General features: G+C 42.1%; 18 protein-coding genes and 1 tRNA gene. 9 read left to right on the forward strand and 10 right to left on the reverse strand.

The genetic code is table 11. From position 1 onward, the window contains the following. Window positions 1–31: 31 nt before the first annotated feature. Genes RJ01_RS16285 through gatC form a run of 4 tightly spaced genes read right to left on the reverse strand, consistent with a single transcriptional unit; the run spans window position 32 to window position 4726 of the window. Window positions 32–1345, reverse strand: coding sequence for a HEPN domain-containing protein (locus RJ01_RS16285; RefSeq protein ID WP_034170402.1), 1314 nt, complete (start codon window positions 1343–1345; stop codon window positions 32–34). A gap of 60 nt (window positions 1346–1405) precedes the next feature. Further along, entirely contained in the window at window positions 1406–2881 is a 1476-nt protein-coding gene (gene gatB / locus RJ01_RS06230; RefSeq protein ID WP_034170403.1) for an Asp-tRNA(Asn)/Glu-tRNA(Gln) amidotransferase subunit GatB, read from the reverse strand. After that, window positions 2881–4359: an Asp-tRNA(Asn)/Glu-tRNA(Gln) amidotransferase subunit GatA gene (gene gatA / locus RJ01_RS06235; RefSeq protein WP_004783101.1), complete on the reverse strand. Its 1479-nt coding sequence runs from the start codon at window positions 4357–4359 to the stop codon at window positions 2881–2883. Before gatA ends, gatB begins: the two co-directional genes overlap by 1 nt. A gap of 52 nt (window positions 4360–4411) precedes the next feature. Further along, the gene (gene gatC / locus RJ01_RS06240) at window positions 4412–4726 is read right to left on the reverse strand and encodes an Asp-tRNA(Asn)/Glu-tRNA(Gln) amidotransferase subunit GatC (RefSeq protein ID WP_005234479.1); all 315 of its coding nucleotides are present in this window, start codon (window positions 4724–4726) and stop codon (window positions 4412–4414) included. Between the two features lie 133 nt (window positions 4727–4859). On the opposite strand from gatC, the gene RJ01_RS06245 reads away from it, so the two are divergent. From RJ01_RS06245 to RJ01_RS16310, 6 genes are all read left to right on the forward strand, one after another. Then, window positions 4860–5906 carry a rod shape-determining protein gene (locus RJ01_RS06245; protein WP_005234480.1) on the forward strand — a complete coding sequence of 349 codons (1047 nt, stop codon included), beginning with the start codon at window positions 4860–4862 and terminating at the stop codon, window positions 5904–5906. A 16-nt stretch (window positions 5907–5922) separates the two neighbouring features. Next, entirely contained in the window at window positions 5923–6780 is an 858-nt protein-coding gene (gene mreC / locus RJ01_RS06250) for a rod shape-determining protein MreC (RefSeq protein ID WP_034170404.1), read from the forward strand. Further along, entirely contained in the window at window positions 6767–7258 is a 492-nt protein-coding gene (gene mreD, locus RJ01_RS06255; protein WP_005234482.1) for a rod shape-determining protein MreD, read from the forward strand. The genes mreC and mreD overlap by 14 nt, the downstream gene beginning before the upstream one ends. Next, a complete protein-coding gene (locus RJ01_RS06260; RefSeq protein ID WP_034170447.1) occupies window positions 7246–7812 on the forward strand; it encodes a Maf family nucleotide pyrophosphatase in 567 nt (188 codons plus the stop codon). Before mreD ends, RJ01_RS06260 begins: the two co-directional genes overlap by 13 nt. A 39-nt stretch (window positions 7813–7851) precedes the next feature. Further along, window positions 7852–9306: a ribonuclease G gene (gene rng / locus RJ01_RS06265; RefSeq protein WP_005234484.1), complete on the forward strand. Its 1455-nt coding sequence runs from the start codon at window positions 7852–7854 to the stop codon at window positions 9304–9306. Window positions 9307–9438: 132 nt separating this feature from the next. Further along, window positions 9439–9612, forward strand: coding sequence for a PA1571 family protein (locus RJ01_RS16310; RefSeq protein WP_004783090.1), 174 nt, complete (start codon window positions 9439–9441; stop codon window positions 9610–9612). 157 nt (window positions 9613–9769) lie between these two features. On the opposite strand, the gene RJ01_RS06270 is transcribed toward RJ01_RS16310, so the two are convergent. Then, complete coding sequence (locus tag RJ01_RS06270) at window positions 9770–11152, reverse strand: wax ester/triacylglycerol synthase family O-acyltransferase (protein ID WP_005234485.1); 1383 nt, start codon at window positions 11150–11152, stop codon at window positions 9770–9772. Between the two features lie 172 nt (window positions 11153–11324). Next, on the reverse strand, window positions 11325–12059 hold the full coding sequence (locus tag RJ01_RS06275; RefSeq protein WP_034170405.1) for a phosphoadenylyl-sulfate reductase: 735 nt from the start codon (window positions 12057–12059) through the stop codon (window positions 11325–11327). Between the two features lie 209 nt (window positions 12060–12268). Here RJ01_RS06275 and thrH point away from each other — a divergent pair, with 209 nt between their 5' ends. Beyond that, window positions 12269–12886 carry a bifunctional phosphoserine phosphatase/homoserine phosphotransferase ThrH gene (gene thrH, locus RJ01_RS06280; protein ID WP_034170406.1) on the forward strand — a complete coding sequence of 206 codons (618 nt, stop codon included), beginning with the start codon at window positions 12269–12271 and terminating at the stop codon, window positions 12884–12886. 69 nt (window positions 12887–12955) lie between these two features. Here the strand turns inward: thrH and RJ01_RS06285 are convergent, their stop codons facing one another. From RJ01_RS06285 to RJ01_RS06300, 4 genes are all read right to left on the reverse strand, one after another. Then, window positions 12956–14173 carry an OmpP1/FadL family transporter gene (locus RJ01_RS06285; RefSeq protein WP_034170407.1) on the reverse strand — a complete coding sequence of 406 codons (1218 nt, stop codon included), beginning with the start codon at window positions 14171–14173 and terminating at the stop codon, window positions 12956–12958. Between the two features lie 320 nt (window positions 14174–14493). Beyond that, window positions 14494–15924, reverse strand: a complete 1431-nt coding sequence (locus tag RJ01_RS06290) for an outer membrane protein transport protein (RefSeq protein WP_034170408.1) — start codon at window positions 15922–15924, stop codon at window positions 14494–14496. 337 nt (window positions 15925–16261) lie between these two features. Continuing rightward, window positions 16262–16337: transfer RNA gene (locus RJ01_RS06295), tRNA-Arg, on the reverse strand. Between the two features lie 91 nt (window positions 16338–16428). Further along, window positions 16429–17781 carry an amino acid permease gene (locus tag RJ01_RS06300; protein ID WP_034170409.1) on the reverse strand — a complete coding sequence of 451 codons (1353 nt, stop codon included), beginning with the start codon at window positions 17779–17781 and terminating at the stop codon, window positions 16429–16431. Window positions 17782–18113: 332 nt separating this feature from the next. On the opposite strand from RJ01_RS06300, the gene prpF reads away from it, so the two are divergent. Then, window positions 18114–19304, forward strand: a complete 1191-nt coding sequence (gene prpF / locus RJ01_RS06305) for a 2-methylaconitate cis-trans isomerase PrpF (RefSeq protein WP_034170410.1) — start codon at window positions 18114–18116, stop codon at window positions 19302–19304. 224 nt (window positions 19305–19528) lie between these two features. Beyond that, on the forward strand, window positions 19529–20437 hold the full coding sequence (locus tag RJ01_RS06310; RefSeq protein WP_034170411.1) for a polyprenyl synthetase family protein: 909 nt from the start codon (window positions 19529–19531) through the stop codon (window positions 20435–20437). Window positions 20438–20517: the final 80 nt, after the last annotated feature.

The following is a 20517-nucleotide window of genomic DNA, read 5'->3' on the forward strand; positions in this document are numbered from 1 at the left end:
GATAGAGGCTTCTTTCTTGATGGTCATTAATTTATCCAAATTTTAGATCCTCAAGATATTTATATAATTCAGAATCATTATTAATTATATTATTTTGAATCATGCTTATGATAGTAGTAATACAGACTGATAAATAATAGCGTAATAGAACTAGATCTTTTAATTCAATATTTGCACTTCCACCATGGGCAATGCCACTTCTTTGGGAGTATAAATATGACATTTGATTATAGATATACTTTCGACTTTCTTTATCTCTGCTAGCAATCAGGAAAGCTGTATTCTCAGATAAAGTTTTAGTTATAGAGTCTCTACCGTTCGTTAATAATGCTTCCATACCTATCGCACAAAAAAGAAAGCTTTCTCTATGATTTAGGGTTTTTAATGATGAAGAATACCAACTTATAGCTATTTTTAATTTTTCAATTAACTTGTTGTGATTGTCTTTTGTGTATAGTGGGAAGTTTAATTTTTTAAAAATTCGTCCAATTTGAATTGGTGCATTGGTTTCTTCCTTTAGGTTAAGTAAAACCAAATGTTCAATTTTTTCAGTTGAAGAACTTAATCTAGAGTTTTCATAATTCACTATTAATGGAAAAGTATTTTCCTGTTTTCTTAAATTTAGACTAATATTAAAATCTAGATTGGTACTATTTTTTGTTAGAAATATTAATTCATCTATAAATGATTCAGCATCAGTGATACTTTGATTTAATGAGCTTTCATCATCACCATAATTGGATATTTCTAAAACAGTATTTCCCTCCAAGTTGCTAACTAATCTATCTAAATCATTTTTATAATAATCATCAAGTGAACTGAAGGTATTATTTTTTAACTTATATTTATATATTTCTTCAAAATTAGATCTAATCTTGGCGGAAAAGGATGTATTAGAAAGAGGGCAGATATCTTCAAAATTTCCAATTTTAATATTTTCAAAGTGATATATTTGGGCTGATTTAAATCCCTTTACATAAAAGTAATGAAATTTTATTTCGTTTTTATATTGTTCAAGATTAGCTATAGTTTGTTGAAATTTTTCAAATAAATTTATTTTATTATTGAGCAAATATTCTTTGAATAGTGCTTTGATTTCTTTATCGATAGTTTTGTATGACACATAATTGGTTAATTTTTTGACTTTGAGAATATTGGTCAAGAATTCTCGCCAAGCACTATTTATTTCTGGAGAGAATCCGAAACTAATATTACCAATAAATACAGCGTTTCCATCGTTGATTCCTTTCATTGCTGTTTCTATATCTAAGCAATTTTCAATAAAGAAATTAAAGTACTCTTCAATACTTCTTTTTTTATCTAATTTTAATTTGTTAAAATTCATAAAAAAAACCCCGCATTAAGCGAGGTTTTTATCTCATGAAAACAACCAATTAGTCAATTATTAACCAATCAATTTCTTCATTAATTCATTTACTTGCGCAGGGTTAGCTTTCCCTTTAGCCGCTTTCATCACTTGACCAACAAGACCATTAAAGGCTTTCTCTTTACCAGATTTATACTCTTCAACCATCTTCTCGTTCGCAGCAAGTACGTCTTTAATAATCGCTTCAATTGCGCCTGTATCAGTTTCCTGCTTCAAGCCTTTTTCCGCAATAATTTCGTCCGCAGATTTACCTTCGTCCCACATAAAGCCGAATACTTGCTTCGCGATCTTACCGTTAATTGTATTGTCCACAATACGCGCGATCATACCACCCAATTTCTCACTCGACACAGGAGAATCAGCAAGGTCTAGACCAGCTTTGTTTAGAGCACCTGAGAATTCGCCCATCACCCAGTTTGCAGCAATCTTACCTTGTGCAGCGCCACCAGCAGCCTTAACGACTTCTTCGTAAAATTCTGACATTTCACGAGTAAGAGTAAGCACGTGAGCATCGTATTCAGTAACACCAAAGTCAGCCACGAAACGCGCACGACGAGCAGCAGGAAGCTCAGGCATTTGCGCTTTAATCGCTTCGATTTGCGCATCTGGAATCACCACAGGCAACAAGTCTGGATCAGGGAAGTAGCGGTAATCATTCGCTTCTTCTTTAGAACGCATTGAACGGGTTTCCATCTTCACAGGGTCGAACAGACGAGTTTCTTGGTCGATAGTGCCATCCCATTCCAGAATTTCCATTTGACGTTCAATCTCAACATTGATCGCTTGCTCAATGAAACGGAATGAGTTCAAGTTTTTCAATTCACAACGTGTACCGAACGGTTGACCCGGACGACGTAAAGACACGTTACAGTCGGCACGGAACGAACCTTCTGCCATGTTGCCGTCAGAAATACCTAACCAGCGTACCAGTGTATGAATCGCCTTGATGTAAGCCACGGCTTCTTCAACAGAACGTATATCCGGTTCAGATACGATTTCTAGAAGCGGCGTACCGGCACGGTTCAAGTCGATGCCTGACATGCCTTCAAACTGGTCATGAATCGATTTACCTGCATCTTCCTCAAGGTGCGCACGAGTCACGCCAATGCGTTTTACCGTGCCATCTTCAAGCTGGATGTCGATATGACCCAAGCCTACAATCGGGTTATCCATCTGGCTGATCTGGTAGCCTTTTGGAGAATCCGGGTAGAAGTAGTTTTTACGTGCAAATACAGAAGCCTGATCGATATACGCATCGATGCCCAGACCAAAGCGAATCGCAAGATCAACGACTTCTTTGTTCAGTACTGGCAATACACCCGGCATCGCAAGGTCTACAAGGCTCGCCTGAGTATTTGGATCATTACCAAATTCAGTTGATGAACCAGAGAAGATTTTAGATTTAGTCGCAAGCTGAGTGTGAATCTCGATACCAATAACGACTTCCCAACCATCAATCAGGTTAGATTTTGGTTTAGCAGCGTTTTTAGCCATTATGCATTCTCCTCAGCAATTGCAGCGCGTTTAGTATGCCAATCAGTTGCTTGTTGATACTGGTGTACCACAGACAACAATTGAGATTCTGACCAGTAGTTACCAATTAGCTGTAAGCCAACTGGCAAGTTGTCTTTATCAAAACCAACAGGCGCGTTAATCGCAGGAAGACCTGCAAGGTTCACCGCGATGGTGTAGATGTCACCCAAGTACATTTCAACCGGAGACAGGTTTGCACCGATACGATATGCAGTAGTCGGTGCAGAAGGCGCAGCGATGACGTCTACAGATTCAAATGCTTTTAAGAAATCTTGTTGAATTAAACGACGTACTTTTTGTGCTTTCACATAATAAGCATCGTAATAACCGGCAGACAGGGCATAGGTACCAATCAGGATACGACGCTGAACTTCAGCACCAAAACCTTCTGAACGAGAACGTTTGTAAAGATCGAGAAGATCTTTTGGCTCTTCACAACGGTAGCCATAACGCACACCGTCATAACGAGACAGGTTCGAAGATGCTTCTGCAGGTGCGATCAGGTAGTAAGTTGGAACATAAGCTTCAGTCATGTTGAGATCAATCTCAACCAGGGTTGCGCCCATTTCTTCCAGTTTCTTCAGTGATTCTTCAACGCGTGCTTTCACGTCTGCATCCAGACCTTCAACATTGAAGTACTGTTTTGGAATACCAATGCGCAGACCTTTTACAGAAGTACCGTTCAGGTTAGCAACGTAGTCATCAACATCTTTGTCCATTGATGTTGAATCTTTAGCATCGTGACCGGCCATCACATTCATCAGGTAAGCACAGTCTTCAGCCGAACGTGCCATTGGGCCGCCTTGGTCCAAAGATGATGCATACGCGATCATACCAAAACGTGATACACGGCCATAAGTCGGTTTTAGACCAGTCAGACCACAAAAAGATGCTGGTTGACGGATTGAACCACCGGTATCCGTACCGGTTGCAAAAGGTGCTAGATCAGCAGCCACAACCGCAGCAGAACCACCTGAAGAACCGCCTGGAACGTGATCTAGTGCCCAAGGGTTTTTGGTCGCGCCAAAATAAGAAGACTCGGAAGTTGAACCCATGGCAAATTCATCCATGTTCACTTTACCAAGTGTGACTAAGCCCGCAGCTTTACCTTTCGCTACAACGGTCGCGTCGTAAGGAGAGATAAAATTGTCCAGCATTTTAGAACCGGCAGTGGTTTTAATGCCTTGGGTACAGAAGATATCTTTATGCGCAATGGGCACGCCAGTCAGGGCAGTGGCATTGCCGGCTTTGATTGCAGCATCGGCAGCATCAGCTTGAGCCAATGCTTGTTCAGCAGTCACGGTCACATAAGCCTTGACCTGTGCATCAATTTTTTCGATGCGTTTTAAATAGTGTTGAGTCAATTCGCGGGATGAAAATTGAGCATTTGCCAAACCTTCAGTCAGTTCACGAATGGATAAGCGGTGTAAATCTGTCATGAGAAATAATTCTTTACGTTTAATTTAATAAAAAGAATGAACTGGGTAGTAATTACTCAATCACGCGTGGGACGAGATACAAACCGTCCTGTACAGCAGGTGCAACTGCTTGGTATTCCTCACGATGATTGCTTTCCGACACGACATCTTCACGTAAAGGCTGTGGGTGGTCGAAAGGGCTTTTCAGTGGTTCAACACCGTCAGTATCGATGCCTTTCAGCGTTTCCATCATGCCTAAAATTTTATTTAAACTTTGAGCATATTCAGCAGATTGCGTATCATTAAGAGATAACCTTGCGAGGTTGGCAATAGCTGAAACTGTTTCTGCATTTAAATCTGCAGAAGACTGTGCATCCGATGTAGACATAATATTACCTAATCAGTATTAAAAAAAATTCAAATTATCATGCGTTATGATAAGCGATTGACTTGTCCAAATCATCACATTTAGTTAAAGTGGCCACCTTGCGTCCATATAAAGTTTAACTGAGAACGTCCCCGTGATTCTAAAACGACTAATAGGCTTGTTTTCGCCAGATCTCGCTATTGATTTAGGTACTGCAAATACACTTATTTATGCGCCAGGACGAGGCATTATATTAAATGAACCGACGGTTGTAGCCATCCGTCACAGTGGTTCACATAAAATTGTTGCTGCCGTAGGTCTTGACGCGAAACAAATGCTTGGTCGTACCCCAGCAAATATTTCTGCAATCCGTCCGATGAAAGACGGCGTGATTGCGGATTTCGAAGTGACCGAAACCATGTTAAATCAGTTCATTGGTAAGGTACACGAAAAACGTTTATTTCCGCCAGCGCCACGCGTGGTGGTTTGCGTGCCATGTAAATCGACACTGGTTGAACGCCGTGCGATCCGTGAAGCAGTTTATAATGCGGGTGCACGTGAAGTACGTCTGATTGAAGAACCGATGGCTGCTGCAATTGGTGCAGGCATGCCGGTTGAGCAGGCATGTGGTTCGATGGTTGTCGATGTGGGCGGCGGTACAACTGAGATTGCAGTCATTTCATTGCAGGGCTGTGTATATGCAGACTCGCTGCGTATTGGCGGTGATGTATTTGATGAACAGATCATCAACTACGTACGTAAGGCACATGGTTGCGTGATCGGTGAAACCACAGCTGAAGTGATCAAAAAAGAAGTTGGCATGGCACTTCCAGATGAAGGTGCAAAACCGCTGGAAATTGAAGTTCGTGGCCGTAACTTGGCTGAAGGTGTGCCTCGCGCGATTGTGGTGAACTCGGATGAAGTCACTCAAGCGATCTCTGATCCACTACAAAACATCGTGTCTGCTGTGAAATCTGCATTGGAACAAACACCTCCTGAACTGTCTTCTGACATCGCTGAACGCGGGATCGTGTTGACCGGTGGTGGTGCATTGCTGCGTAACCTGGACAAGCTGCTTGCTAAAGAAACAGGTCTGCCTGTTGTGGTTGCTGAAGATCCACTGTCTTGCGTGACTCGTGGTGGTGGTAAGGTACTCGAATTCTTCGACAATCCAAATCATGACATGTTATTTGTAGGCTAAGACAAGGATTCGGCGGGTGCAAGCACATCTGTTTTCTCGACAACCGCCATCTTTTCGCTCTTTTATCATTGCACTGATAACATGTCTGGTGGTGCTGTTCTTTGACTGGCGCATGCCACATGTTGTTCAACCTGCAAGGGATGTCTTGTACGCGGCCTATAATCCCATTTATGCCGTGGCTAGCTATCCGGTACTGTCGCGAGAATGGCTGAATCAACAAACCAAATCTGAAGCACAACTGCGTCGTGAAAATACCGCGATGCGGGCTGAGCTATTGCAGGCGCAAGTTCGCCTACAAAAAATTGCAGAGCTTTCTGCAGAAAATACCCGTTTGCGCGGTCTTTTAGATACCTCTCTGATTCTTGATGGACGTATGGAAATTGCTGAGGTGATTGGTACCGATGCTGATCCGCTACGCCATATCATCGTGATCAACCGTGGTTCCAATAACAAGCTGAAAGTCGGTCAGACCGTACTGGATGACATGGGGATTATGGGACAAATTATTGATGTCTATCCGCATAGTAGCCGGGTTATGCTACTCTCTGATAAAAAACACTCCTTGTCGGTACGTCTGGAACATACTGGCATGCGTGCCATTGTCTCGGGAACCGGGGATCTGGGACGCCTGAAAATGGAATATGTACCGACCAGTGCCAACATCAAAGTCGGTGAAAAAGTCTATAGCTCGGGTTTGGGACAGCATTTCCCGGCAGGCTATCTGGTCGGCACCGTCTCTAAAGTACAACGTCATAATTCAGGTGAATTTGCCCAGATTGATGTGGTTCCGGCAGCGCAGCTGGCTGGTGGTCATCATGTAGTGGTGTTATTTTCCGATTCTTTAGCGATGGAGCAGCCACATGTCGATCGCTAAACTGAAACCAAGAACCCATCGGGATCCCTTGTTGCCGATCATGATTTCGGTAATTTTTGCCTCGGTTCTGGTGGTCTATCCTTTATCTTATTCGCTCTCTGGCTGGCGCCCGCAGTTTATGCTGATGATCATGCTGTTCTGGGTGTTGTGTCAGCCGACCTGGTGTGGAATCTGGTTTGCATTTGCTACCGGGATATTCATTGATTTACTGCTTGATGCGCCTTTAGGTCTAAATGCACTTAGCTTTATCATCATTGCTTTTGTGGCACGTTTCCTGACCCGTGAGCGCCGTATTCTGACCTTTGCTAATTTATGGGTAATTACGGCAATTGCGATTCTGGCACATTTGATGATTATCTTCTTTGCCCAGATTTCGACCGGCGTACAATTCTCATTTGCACGACATTGGATTCCCATGCTGACTAGTGTCATCATATGGCCAGTGCTTTATTACTTTTTGAGAAAATGGCGCATTTAATCCTCGCTTCCAGCTCACCCCGACGCCGTGAACTTTTGCAGCAACTCGGGCTGAACTTTGAGATCTGTAGCCCAGATGTAGACGAATCTGTACTGGAAAATGAGTCCATTGCAGCCTATGTCGAACGTCTGGCGCAAGTCAAAGCGGAAGCGGTGGCCAAGCTGTTCCCGGATGCCATTATTATTGCTGCGGATACCAGTTTAGGTGTGAATAATGAGATTTTGGGGAAACCTGAATCCAAACAGCATGCCTTTAAAATGTGGGAAAAAATTTCAGGGAGATGGCATGATGTGTATACTGGAGTGTGCGTCCGCACAAAAGAAGAAAAATACAGTATAGTAGTTCGTACACAGGTTGAATTTCAGCCACTAAATAGCCATGATATGGAAAGTTACTGGGCAACAGGTGAGCCGCTTGGGAAAGCAGGCGCCTATGCAATACAGGGAATTGCAGCGCGTTATATTCCAAGAATAGAAGGTAGTTATTCGAATGTAGTGGGCTTGCCACTATATGAAACAGTACAGTTATTGCAGACGGTTAAGGCACTAAATTAACTGCTGAAAAAGAATTCTTATAATGTTTTGAGTGTTGTTATGTCTGACGAGTTGTTGATTAACGTCACACCGATGGAATGTCGGGTGGCGTTGATTGAAAACGGCACGGTGAATGAACTGTTTGTCGAGCGTACGGCCAAGCGCGGATTGGTCGGGAATATCTATAAAGGGAAAGTGGTCCGGGTCTTGCCAGGCATGCAGGCCGCTTTTGTTGATATTGGCCTGTCCAGAACGGCATTTTTGCATATCAATGACATGGTCTGGCCACGTAACCAGCCAACGCCGAATGTATTCGAGCTGTTGCAGCCGGGTCTGATTCTCACCGTTCAGGTGATGAAAGACATGCTCGGCACCAAGGGCGCACGTCTATCTACTGATCTTTCTATTCCTTCACGTTATTTGGTCCTGATGCCATATGGCAATCATATTGGTGTATCGCAGCGGATTGAATCCGAAGATGAACGCAATCGTTTACGCTCGATCATTGAGCGTATTCAGGCAGAACACAAGCTGCCAGGTTCCGTGATTGTCCGTACTGCTGCGGATGGCATTGAAGAGGAAGCCATTGCTCAGGATATGGCTTACTTAGCTAAACTATGGGAATACATCCAGCGCAAACAAAAAGTCATCGCAGTGCCTTCATTAATTTTTGAAGAGCTGCCTTTGCCACAGCGTGTCATTCGTGACTTGGCCAATGAAGAAACCGAAAAGATCTATATCGATTCACGTGAAATTCACGGCAAGCTGAAAGAGTTTGTGGATGAGTTCGTGCCGAACATGAAAGACCGTTTACTGCATTATCCGGGCGAGCGACCAATTTTCGATTTGTACAATGTCGAAGAAGATCTGCAAAAGGCTCTACAAACCCGTGTAGCACTGAAGTCCGGTGGTTATCTGATGATTGACCAGACTGAAGCCATGACCACAATTGACGTCAATACCGGTTCTTATGTGGGCGGTCGCTCGCTGGAAGATACGGTGTTTAAAACCAATATGGAAGCCACACAGGTCATTGCACGTCAGCTGCGTCTGCGTAATCTGGGCGGTATTATTATCATCGACTTCATTGACATGCAGGAAGCGCAGCATCGTGAAGAGGTGATGAACCAGTTTGTGAAAATGCTGGAACGTGATCATGCCAAAACCAAGATCACCCAGGTGTCTGAACTGGGGCTGGTGGAGATGACGCGTAAGCGTACCCGTGAGTCTTTGGAACACTTGTTATGCGAGTCCTGTCCGACCTGTCAGGGACGTGGATATGTGAAAACAGCAGAATCAGTGTGTTACGAAATCTTTCGAGAAATCCTGCGCTATGCTCGCGCTTATGAATCACAAAGTGGCTTTACTGTCGTTGCCCATCCGGCAGTGATTGATCGGCTGTTGACTGCAGAAGCCCCAGCTGTGGCGGATCTGGAACACTTTATTAATCGTGTAATTAAATTCCAGGTCGAAAATTTATACACGCAAGAGCAATACGATATCATTCTCAGCTGAAATTGTAACAGAATATCGTTAAACACTTGTTACATCTGAAATTTTACATCTCTACTGATATTTACAATACTAGAAACATCAAATTAGCCAAAGCCTTTCTCCCAGTTCTAGGCTTAGCAAAAGGAGTCTATGATGAGTATGAGTAAAGTTGTAATCAATAAAAGCTTGAAACACGTATTAGAACCAAAGGCTGTGCATGCAGGATATATTGTGGATGAACGCGGGAATGAAGTTCAGATTACAGCTTCTATGATTCGCTCTGTTTGCCATCAGTTATTAAAACAGTGTCGTACTATTAAAAGTTAATTAAACCAAAATAGATTGCAGTTATATGAATTTCATTCAAACTGTAAAAGGAATAAAATCAAGGGGCTTAAATTGCCCCTTTGTTTTTCAATAAATAATTGGCAAAAGTGCTCACACACTTTTTAGCAGTCCATTGCCAGATTTTATTCGTCCGCGGCTAACTGACCGCTTTCAACTTTGGGACGGGTTCACCATCCACAATCCGTTCGAAGCGCTGAATTTCTTCTTCAAGATGAGTCAACAGATTCTGCATTTTTGGTAGAGCATTACGGCAAGCGGTAAGACCTACTTCAAGCTTGTCCATATAACTGGTCATCGTGATATTCAGTGCTTGTCCATCCAGTACAATTGAAGCCGGATATAAGGCTTCTAAACGTGCGCCATTCCAGTATAGGGGTTCCTGAGGACCAGGGACATTTGAAATGATCACGTTAAATGCCTGACGTTTTGGCATTAAGCCAGATGCAATATTGAATCCTGCAAGACCATAGACAAAGGCACTATAGTTCAAAATTTGATTGGCATTCATGCGCTTAAAGCGCTCTTTAGCACTGAGTACACTGCGACGTACCGTTTTTAAGCGTTCTAAAGGATCATCCTTATGCGTGCCGAGATTCGCCAGAATCATGGTAATACGGTTGGAAACATCGGAATCATCGCTACGTACGGAAGCCGGCACCATCGCAATCAATGGTTTTTTCGGCAAAGCATTTTGTGTGAGTAAATATTCGCGTAAGGCACCTGAACAGATCGCCAGCACAATATCATTAATGGTTACACCTAAAGCTTTGGAAATATGACGCAGACGTGAGAACTCAAAAGATTGGGCTGCGAAACGACGTGAGGTACTAACACGCTGATTTAAAATCGAACTTGGCGCCTGAAAGCTGGATACATAATCTGGATTACGCCCCATATCTTTCAGTACGGTTTGCGATAATTCATAAGCCACTCGTGGTGTACATTCCAGCTGTCCTTTAATCGCCTGTAGCACATTCTTCATGCGGCTGACTTTCGGCGCTTTCAGACGTTTTGCTCGTGGGCCTTCTACACACCAAGGTGGCACAATACTTTTCGCATGTGGATCATGAGAAAGTGATTTTTCTACCAGACGCATGCCTGCAATACCATCTACCATCGCATGGTGAATCTTGAAGTACATGGCAAAACGGTTGCCTTCAATGCCTTCAATAATATGACAGGTCCAAAGCGGTTTAGCGCGGTCAATCAGTGCACTATGTTCTTGGGAAATATAAGTCAGCAGCTCGCGGATACGCCCAGGTTTCGGTAAGGCAATATGACGAAAATGATGATCTAAATCAAATTCTTCATCTTCATCCCAGAATAAACCGTTTAAATAGTTATTAAATGGAGGAATCGGTGAGGATTTGGAATTACGAATATCAGTCACCAGATCCTGGATAAAAGAGGCTGGTGCATTGTCAGGAATTTGAAACAAAAATAACCCGCCTACATGCATAGGCTGCTGCCGTTTCTCTAAAGACAAAAAAATAAAGTCAATCGGATGTAATGGACGCATAGCGTAGATTGCCTCACTGCATTTTCTTCAGCTGCTCATGTATAAGCAACCTTGTTAGAATTATTGGTATCACATTACAAAGTATAGCGATTTTGTCGCATAAAGGTACTGATTTTTCTGTAGCCGATTGGTTCACAAAAAAACCACCCGACGAACGGATGGTTTTTTAAGATTATTTTTTCAAGTTGCCGGCATGCAAGCCACATTCTTTATGGGTGGCTTCTTCCCACCACCAGCGTCCTTCGCGTTCATGCTGATTTGGCAGCACAGGGCGGGTACAAGGTTCACAACCAATCGAGATGAAACCTTTTTCATGCAATGGATTGTATGAAATTTCCATCATACGGATATAATTCCACACATCCGCGCTAGACCAGTTAGCAAGGGGATTATATTTAATCAGCTGTTTGCCTGGACCAGAAAAACCTTCATCAGATTGAACCACCGGAATGTCATTCCGTGTTCCCGGGCTTTGGTCTTTACGCTGACCAGTAATCCAGCCATCTAAAGTTGCCAGTTTTTTGCGTAAAGGCTGTACCTTGCGGATTCCACAACATTCCTGATGGCCGTCACGGTAGAAACTGAACAGGCCTTTCTCAGTCGTTAGTTGTTGAATCGCCTCTGTTTCCGGGAAGCAGATTTCGATATCAATATTATAGTGCTGGCGAACCTTTTCAATAAATTGATAAGTCTCAGCATGCAGACGCCCTGTATCCAGGCTAAATACCCGAAAAGGTTTACCTAAATGCGATGCCATATCAATCAGTACAACATCTTCTGCACCAGAAAATGAAATAGCAATTTCACCTTCCTGGTCGAGAGCAAGCGCTAAAATTTCACTTGGTGATTTATCCGCATATTCAGATGCGAACGCATCTACCATAGCAATAGTGGGGATTTTGGTCATATGAGTCCTGGCAACATAGGCTTGGAAATGACGTGGCCTATATGAATTTATTTCAGATTTATTCTATTTTAATAGAAATGCCCAAAGCTACTTATCACTAAAAAATAAATACTTATGAAAAAAACAGATTTAAAAAAGAACAGTGCAAAATCTTTTTCTTCAGCTATGATAGGGCAAAATTTTTTCAATACAATTGAGGGGGATGCTTCATGGAAGTCGTATGTCTAGATCTAGAGGGCGTTTTGGTTCCAGAAATCTGGATCAATTTTGCTAAAAAAACAGGTATTAAAGAGCTCGAAGCAACGACACGTGATATTCCTGACTATGATGTGTTGATGACCCAGCGTTTGAATATTTTAAAACAGCATGGTTTGGGCCTAAATGATATCCAAGCCGTGATTGCGGATATGGGACCATTTGAAGGCGCTAAAGAATTTGTAGAATGGGTAAGTACTCATTTTCAGCTGATTATTCTGTCTGATACTTTCTATGAATTTGCTCATCCTTTAATGAAGCAATTAGGCTGGCCAACGATTTTCTGTCATAAACTGGAAACGGATGAAGCGGGCATGATCTCAGCCTATAAACTTCGTCAGCCAGATCAAAAACGTCAGGCTGTTAAAGCACTGCATGGTTTGAACTTCCGTGTGATTGCAGCAGGGGATTCTTATAACGATACTACGATGCTAGGTGAAGCAGATTATGGTTTCCTATTTGATGCGCCTGAAAATGTGATTGCTGAATTCCCGCAATTCCCGCCAATTCGTGGTTATGATGCGTTAAAAGAAGCGATTCGTAATGCTTCAGTACGTGACATTCCAGCTTAAATAATTTAGGTAAATAAAAAAAGGCGCTTTAAGCGCCCTTTCTTGTTGAATACTAATTTTTTAACGCAATTAGAAACGGTAGCCGATTTTTAAGCCATAACCCATGGCATGGTTGTCTTCAAAATCACCTACAATAGTGCCGCCTGTTTGTGCTTGTGCATCTCCTAGCCAGAAGTATTTAACCCCAGCCTGGATAAAATAGTCTTCTGTAGGGCTGTATTGGCCGCCTAGACCGACACTCCAATAACCTTCAGTTGGACCCAAGGTGGTTACCGGGTTTCCTGCACCTGAGTCATAACCTACAGAAGCTGAACCTGACCATTTATTATTGAATTTGCGACCTACACCGACTGTTGCTGACCATTGATCATCAGAGTAATCGATCAGATTTTGTGCTTTTCCTTTTGCCAAGGCTGAAGCTTGAGCGAGTAAAGATGGTGTCACAGCAAATTGGTCCCAATGAACCCAACGAAGATTTGCAAAAGCAATAGTATTTTGAGCGATACCTGACTGTAGATCAATATTTACCGACTGAGGTGTAACCGCCTCAACAGTGCTTTCTCTTTCACCTAAAGTCGCCAATAATGGTTTAGCTGGACTTAAAGGATGACCTGCATCAGGAAGTTGTTGTCCTAAAAGAGCTAAATCAGACTGTTCAGAAGATTTTGCTTTATGCTTAATTTCTGAACGATAGGTAACAGAAGCTTTTAATGCAATTTCAGGAATTTGATAAGCAAATCCAGCAAGCCATCCAAAGGCTTCTTCTTGTTTAAGCTGAATGTTATAGCCACTTAATAAAGAATAAGCACCCCCCCGTAATTTAATATCAGCCTCAACAGTTTGCCACACTGGACCAGCATAGAAATTCCAGTTTTCTGTAGGTTGATAACCAATAAGGGTAGTTAAATTATGTGTGTCAACATCAACTGATGTACCTTCTACACCATTACCAAAAGAACCAGCAGTTTCAGCGTATGTTGCATCTGCTCCAAAAGGTTGATCATAGATCAAGCCTAGAGAAATTTTGTCTGTTGCTTGAACTTTAATTGCAGCAAAGGGGAAATAGTAATCTTCCCCCATGTCGTTAATTTTTTCACCTTCAAAAACAGATACTTTAGATTTCCCTTTCACAGTTGGATCAAGAACAGAAATTCCTGCTTCTGCATAGTTACCAGGTTGAAAAAAAGCCTGAATAGACTGGCCTGAACGGTCTAACCCGGCAGCGAACACGAGAGAAGTAGGCAGGCTAGAAAGAAGAATAGCGATAGAGATTGGCTTAAGCTTCATGGCTCATCCTTGACAATGTTGCATAAATATTAATAAAAGTTGTGGAAAAGTAACACAAATTTAAAAAGAGTAAATGCTCCACTTTGTCCAAGAAATGAACTATGGCGGTTATAAAAAATGATTGCTTAGAGTATTTATACTATATTTTTTAATTAACTTGATGAAAATAAACAAATAATGATTTTTATTAAAATATATAGAAAGTTGAACTCAGGAAAAATTTGATTGGTGATAAAAGCATCGAATAGTATGCGGGTGTATAAAAATATAGATGAGACAGTAAAAACCACCCGAAGGTGGTTTTTATTAACTAACATGAATTAGAAGCGATAGCCGATTTTCAGACCATATGCCCATGCATCGTTATCTTCAAATTCAGCAACATACTCAGGACTACCAGCTTGTGCACCAGTTTGTGCTTTTGCATCACCTAACATGAAGTATTTTACACCACCAGCAATGAAAGTGGCTGGGGTTGGGCTGTATTGAAGACCTAGGCCAACATTCCAGTAACCTTCAGTTGGACCAAGTGTAGATACAGGGTTGCCTGCACCAGAATCCCAACCTACTGATACGTTACCAGCCCATAGGTCATTAAATTTACGGCCTACACCTACAGTTGCTGAAATTTGGTCATCTTCATATTCAACAAGATTAAAGCCATCTGGACGATCTATTAGAGGGCCTACAGCTTCACTTACATTGCCAAATTGGTAAGGACGAATAGAAAAGTTTGACCAGTCTACCCAGCGTACATTAGCGAAAGCTACAGTATTTGCCATTACACCTGTTTGGAAATCCAAGTTTACAGATTGAGGTGTAGTAATTTTAGTTTTACCTGAATCATCTAGAGTAGCAAGCTGAGCAGGAGAAACACCTAGACCACCTAATACAGTTGTTAGTAAAGGGAAGTTTAAAAGTGATAAGTCTTCAGAAGCTGAAACATCATGGTCAATTTCTGAACGATAAGTTACAGAAGCTTTTAAAGCAATATCTGGGATTTGGAAGGCTAAACCTGCTAACCAGCCTGTACCACTTGTTTCTTTAAATGTCGCATCATAACCATTGAAAAGGCTATATGCTTGACCGCGTAAGCTTAGATTCCCTTTAACGGTTTGATAGACACCACCACCGTAGATATTCCAGTTTTCAGTCGGTTGGTAACCAAAAACTAAAGATAGGTTTTGAGTATCTACTTCAACTTTAGTATTCCCTTCGCCTAAGAAATTATTACCTGCAGCAAGTGCTCCAGTTAACTGTTGAAATGCTGCACTATCTCTAACTTGTTGAGAAGCAAATGCTATTGTTTGGTCATTTACTGGCTGTCCTTGAGCTTCAAGAGCTGCAATTGCTCTAGTACGTACAATATTATTTATTGCACCAGTTGATAAGATAGTGTCTGTACCTGGGTTTGAAGTAAAGACATTGGTACCTTGGTATTCTGCATCAGCGCCATATGGTTGGTCATATAAAATACCGACTGAGAATTTTTCAGTAGGTTGAAATTTTAAGGCCGCGCTTGGGAAATAGTAATCACCAGCCATATCTTCAATATTACGGCGTGTTTCACTTGTACCAGCTTCTTTACCAGATACATCTGGATCTAGGACTGAAATACCTGCTTCAAAATAGTTACCAGGTTGCAGGAAGGCCGCCATTGATTGGCCTGAACGATCTAGTGCTGCTGCAAATGCGCCTGTCATAGGCACAGTTGCAAGAATCATTGCAGTAGTTAATGTTTTTAATTTCATTTACGTCTTTCCTTGAGGTACAAATTTATATCTAGCGTTGTTGTTTGCACTTATTAAATTCTTGGAGATTTCGGGTATTTATCCGCAATCATTTGTTACTCCATGTGACAAAAATAGCACAATTAAAATAAGAGTAAATGCTCTAGAAAAAACTAATTAGTCTAAAAAAGCATCAAAATAGAGTTTTTATACCAAAAAATAGCCTCATTTTGAAATAAGTATTTGAAAGTAAAAGAAATAAAATAATGAGGAAAAAATGATTTTTTGTATAAAAAATATTCTAAAAATATGAAGATTAACGCTAATTTTTTGAAGTATAGATCACATTTTGAAAGGATGGTGCGCCCTGCGGGACTCGAACCCACGTCGGTCGCTTAGGAGGCAACTGCTCTATCCAGTTAAGCTAAGGGCGCGAAAAGAAGGCTATTGTACTGTAAAAAATGCAAAAAAAAAGTTATTGCCGAAGCAATAACTTTAAAAATCATCGATTAAAAGATTTTTTGATTAATTCTTAGGGCGCAGTGCCTTAAACAGAATAAACATGATCACTACCCAGATCGGAAGCATCAGCACTGATTCTTTAAAACCTTGTGTCCACATGATGTAAAGAATGATCGCAATGAAAGCTAAAACCAGAATATTACTTGCAGGTGACCACAATGCAGGGAAACTGGTCTTTTGTCCTAACTGCTTCATGCTTTGCATAAACTTGAAGTGAGTCAGGCTAATCATGGCCCAGTTCAGTACCAGTGCACCTACCACCACATAAATCAGGTGACTTAAAGCATCTTCAGGAACAAAGTAATTTAGAAGTACACAGCCGAAAATCAGCAGGGCAGAGAACAGAACTGCAGGAATTGGCACCCCTTGTTTGTTCACGGTCTTGAAGATTTTAGGGGCATTACCTTGCTGTGCCAGACCATAAAGCATACGGCTATTGGCATACATACCACTGTTATAAACAGAGAGTGCCGCTGTCAGGATGATAAAGTTTAGCAGATGTGCTGCCCAGTTAATCCCCAGCTGGCTGAAGATCATCACAAACGGGCTTTTATCCAAGCCACCCAGTTCCAGCTGGTTCCAAGGCACCAAAGACAACAGAATCGTCAATGCACCTACATAGAACACCAGAATACGGAATACGACCTGATTAATCGCTTTTGGAATGGTTTTTTCTGGATTTTCAGCTTCTGCTGCCGCCATCCCGATCAGTTCAATACCACCGAAGGCAAACATCAGGAAGGCCAGCATATAGAATAAGCCTTCAAAGCCATTCGGGAAGAAACCACCCGCAGTCCAGAGGTTACTGAAAGAAGCCCCTGAAGATGCATCAGCGGTCAGGATCAAATAGAGACCAAAGACAATCATGGAAATGACTGCAGTCACTTTCACAATGGACAGCCAGAATTCTGATTCACCGTAAAATTTCACATTGCCGAGATTGACCAGCGTAATTACGATGAAGAAAAACAGGACTGAGGTCCAGGCAGGAATATGCGGCCACCAGTAATTAATATATTTTGCAACGGCGGTTAATTCGGTCATAGCTACCAAGATATATAAGATCCAGTAGTTCCAACCCGCAAGGAAACCAGGGAATTTGCCCCAGTATTTATAAGCAAAATGGCTGAATGAACCTGCTACAGGTTCATGAACAATCATCTCACCCAATTGACGCATGATTAAGAATGCAATTAAGCCACCAATGGCATAGCCAAGAATAATAGAAGGACCCGCAGATTGGATCACCTGTGCGGAACCTAAGAATAAGCCTGTGCCAATTGCACCGCCCATGGCGATCAACTGAATATGACGGTTCTTTAAGCCACGCTGAAGTTGTGAAGACTCGTTATTCAAAGTGTTCAGCCCGACAATGTAAGAAATAGGTATAAAGATTGTAATGGAACAAAGATAAGAAGCCTAGAGCACCCGTCTGGATGAAATATTATTATCGTATTTATAAAAAAAATTATAAAAATAAATAGAATAAAAGATATGTGAATCAATATATTAATTTTATTGAAAATGTAACTGATGAGTTTGCTGTTTTTTTTAACTCAACACAAATGCTGTTTTTTTATACTTAGGTCGGGCAAGGCAACTACTTGGCTTTAAACCGATTATACTCGTCTCACAAATATTCAATAATTTTGATCAGAATAAAGACAAGCCAGAGGAAGAAAGTATTCATGAGTTTCGCTGCTCAAATCAAAATCCCAGCCACTTATATGCGCGGAGGCACCAGTAAAGGGGTGTTCTTTAAAATGGACGATTTACCTGTTGCTGCACAACAGGCAGGCCGAATTCGAGACCAGTTGTTATTAAGAGTGATCGGCAGCCCGGATCCATATGGCAAGCAGATTGATGGGATGGGCGGTGCCAGTTCAAGTACCAGCAAAACTGTGATTTTGTCTAAAAGTCAGCAAGAAAATCATGATGTAGATTATCTGTTTGGTCAGGTATCGATTGATCGACCTTTTGTGGACTGGAGTGGTAATTGTGGCAATCTGACTGCAGCAGTTGGGGCATTTGCGATCTCCAATGGTCTAGTCGATCCTGCACGTATTCCTGAAAATGGGCTGTGTACGGTGCGAATCTGGCAGGCGAATATTCAGAAAGCCATTATTGCCCATGTACCGATGCAGAATGGTCAGGTTCAGGAACTAGGTGATTTTGAGCTGGATGGCGTAACTTTTCCAGCAGCCGAAGTGCAGATTGAATTTCTGGATCCTGCTGATGATGATGCCGAGGGCGGTTCAATGTTTCCGACTGGAAATTTAACCGATACGCTGGAAGTACCGAATATTGGCCGCTTTGAAGTGACGATGATTAATGCCGGGATCCCGACAGTTTTTTTAAAAGCAGAAGACCTGGGCTATAACGGTACCGAGTTACAGGACCATATCAACAATGATGCAGCTGCCTTGGTGAAGTTTGAAACCATCCGAGCTTATGCTGCTCAACAGATGGGTCTGATTCAGGACATTAGTGAAGCTGTTACATGTCAGCATACGCCAAAGATCGCCTTTGTGGCTCCGCCAAAGACTTATAGGTCCTCTAGTGGTAAGGAAGTCACTGAGGCAGATAGCGATATTCTGGTCCGTGCCTTATCGATGGGTAAATTGCATCATGCCATGATGGGGACAGCGGCTGTAGCGATTGGGACAGCGGCAGCAATTCCGGGAACCTTGGTCAATCGTGTTGCGGGTGGTGGTGAACGTGAATCAGTCCGCTTTGGTCATCCTTCCGGTACCTTAAGAGTGGGTGCGCAAGCAGTGCAGGAAAATGGAGAATGGAAAGTGAAAAAAGCCATTATGAGTCGTAGTGCTCGTGTGCTAATGGAAGGTTGGGTGCGTGTTCCTGAAGATGTTCTTTCTTAAAATTATTTCTTGAGAAAATTAGCCTAAGTAAAACCATCAGTTCTCTGGTGGTTTTTTATTGATGCAGATTTTCTACCTCAAATTTTCAGTCTCAATACAGAATTATGAAACAACATTTGGATTTAAGACTGAAAATTCAAAGCAATTCTAGGTACAATGCCTGATAACAGACAGGCACTTATAAACTGTCATTTTATTATTCTGGCTACGTATTCGAGGCGAATGTGTCATCTATCACTGACGTATCAACCCATGCACTAACTCAAGCACAACAACGGATTCAACACGATTTAATGACTGCTTTGGAAGCCTTTTCCATTCCGGAACCGTTAAAGTCGGCAGTGCATCATGCCGTAATGCTAGGAGGAAAGCGGGTACGTCCAGCACTCTGTTATGCCACTGCCGCGTTAAAACCAAATCAGAATAGTGCTGCGGTACGCCGTGCCGCAGTTGCGATCGAGTTTATTCATTGCTATTCACTGGCACATGATGATCTGCCATGTATGGACAATGACTTGTTACGTCGTGGTCAGCCAACTTGTCATGCTGCTTTTGGTGAAGATACGGCTCTTCTGGCGGGTGATATTTTGCAATCCATGGCGTTTGAAATTCTGGGTAGTCGTCTGTTTGACCAGGGGCCTGCAGTAGAGCCAGCAATTGTCTTGAAGCAGATACAGATTCTGGCGACTGCTTCCTCGAAAATGGTCAATGGTCAGGTACTGGATTTACAGGCTGAAGGCAAAAAAATTGATCAGGAAGCATTGGAAACCATTCACCGAAATAAAACCGGAGCCTTGATCAGTGCAGCGATTATGATGGCAGCGGTGACGATCTTTGAAGGGACTGATCTGGCCATTCCAAAACTGCGTGAATTCGGGCAAGCGATTGGTCTAGCTTTCCAGGTACAGGACGATATTTTGGATATTATTTCTGATACAGAAGTGCTGGGTAAAACGGCGGGCAAGGATGAACAAGTGGAGAAGTCAACTTATCCTGCATTGATGGGTTTAGAGCAAGCCCAAGACTATGCACAGCAGTTACATGATCAGGCGATGACTGCACTGAATCATTTTGAAGGGCAAGCCGATGACCTGATGCAGATTACCCAGTTCCTGCTGACACGTAAGAGCTGATTTGAATAAACTAATCTTCCTGAGATCAGCTTAAAACAAGCATAAAAAAAGAGGACTTAAAGTCCTCTTTTTTTATATTG

Source organism: Acinetobacter sp. YZS-X1-1 (assembly GCF_000804305.1).
GTDB classification, from domain to species: Bacteria; Pseudomonadota; Gammaproteobacteria; order Pseudomonadales; family Moraxellaceae; genus Acinetobacter; species Acinetobacter variabilis.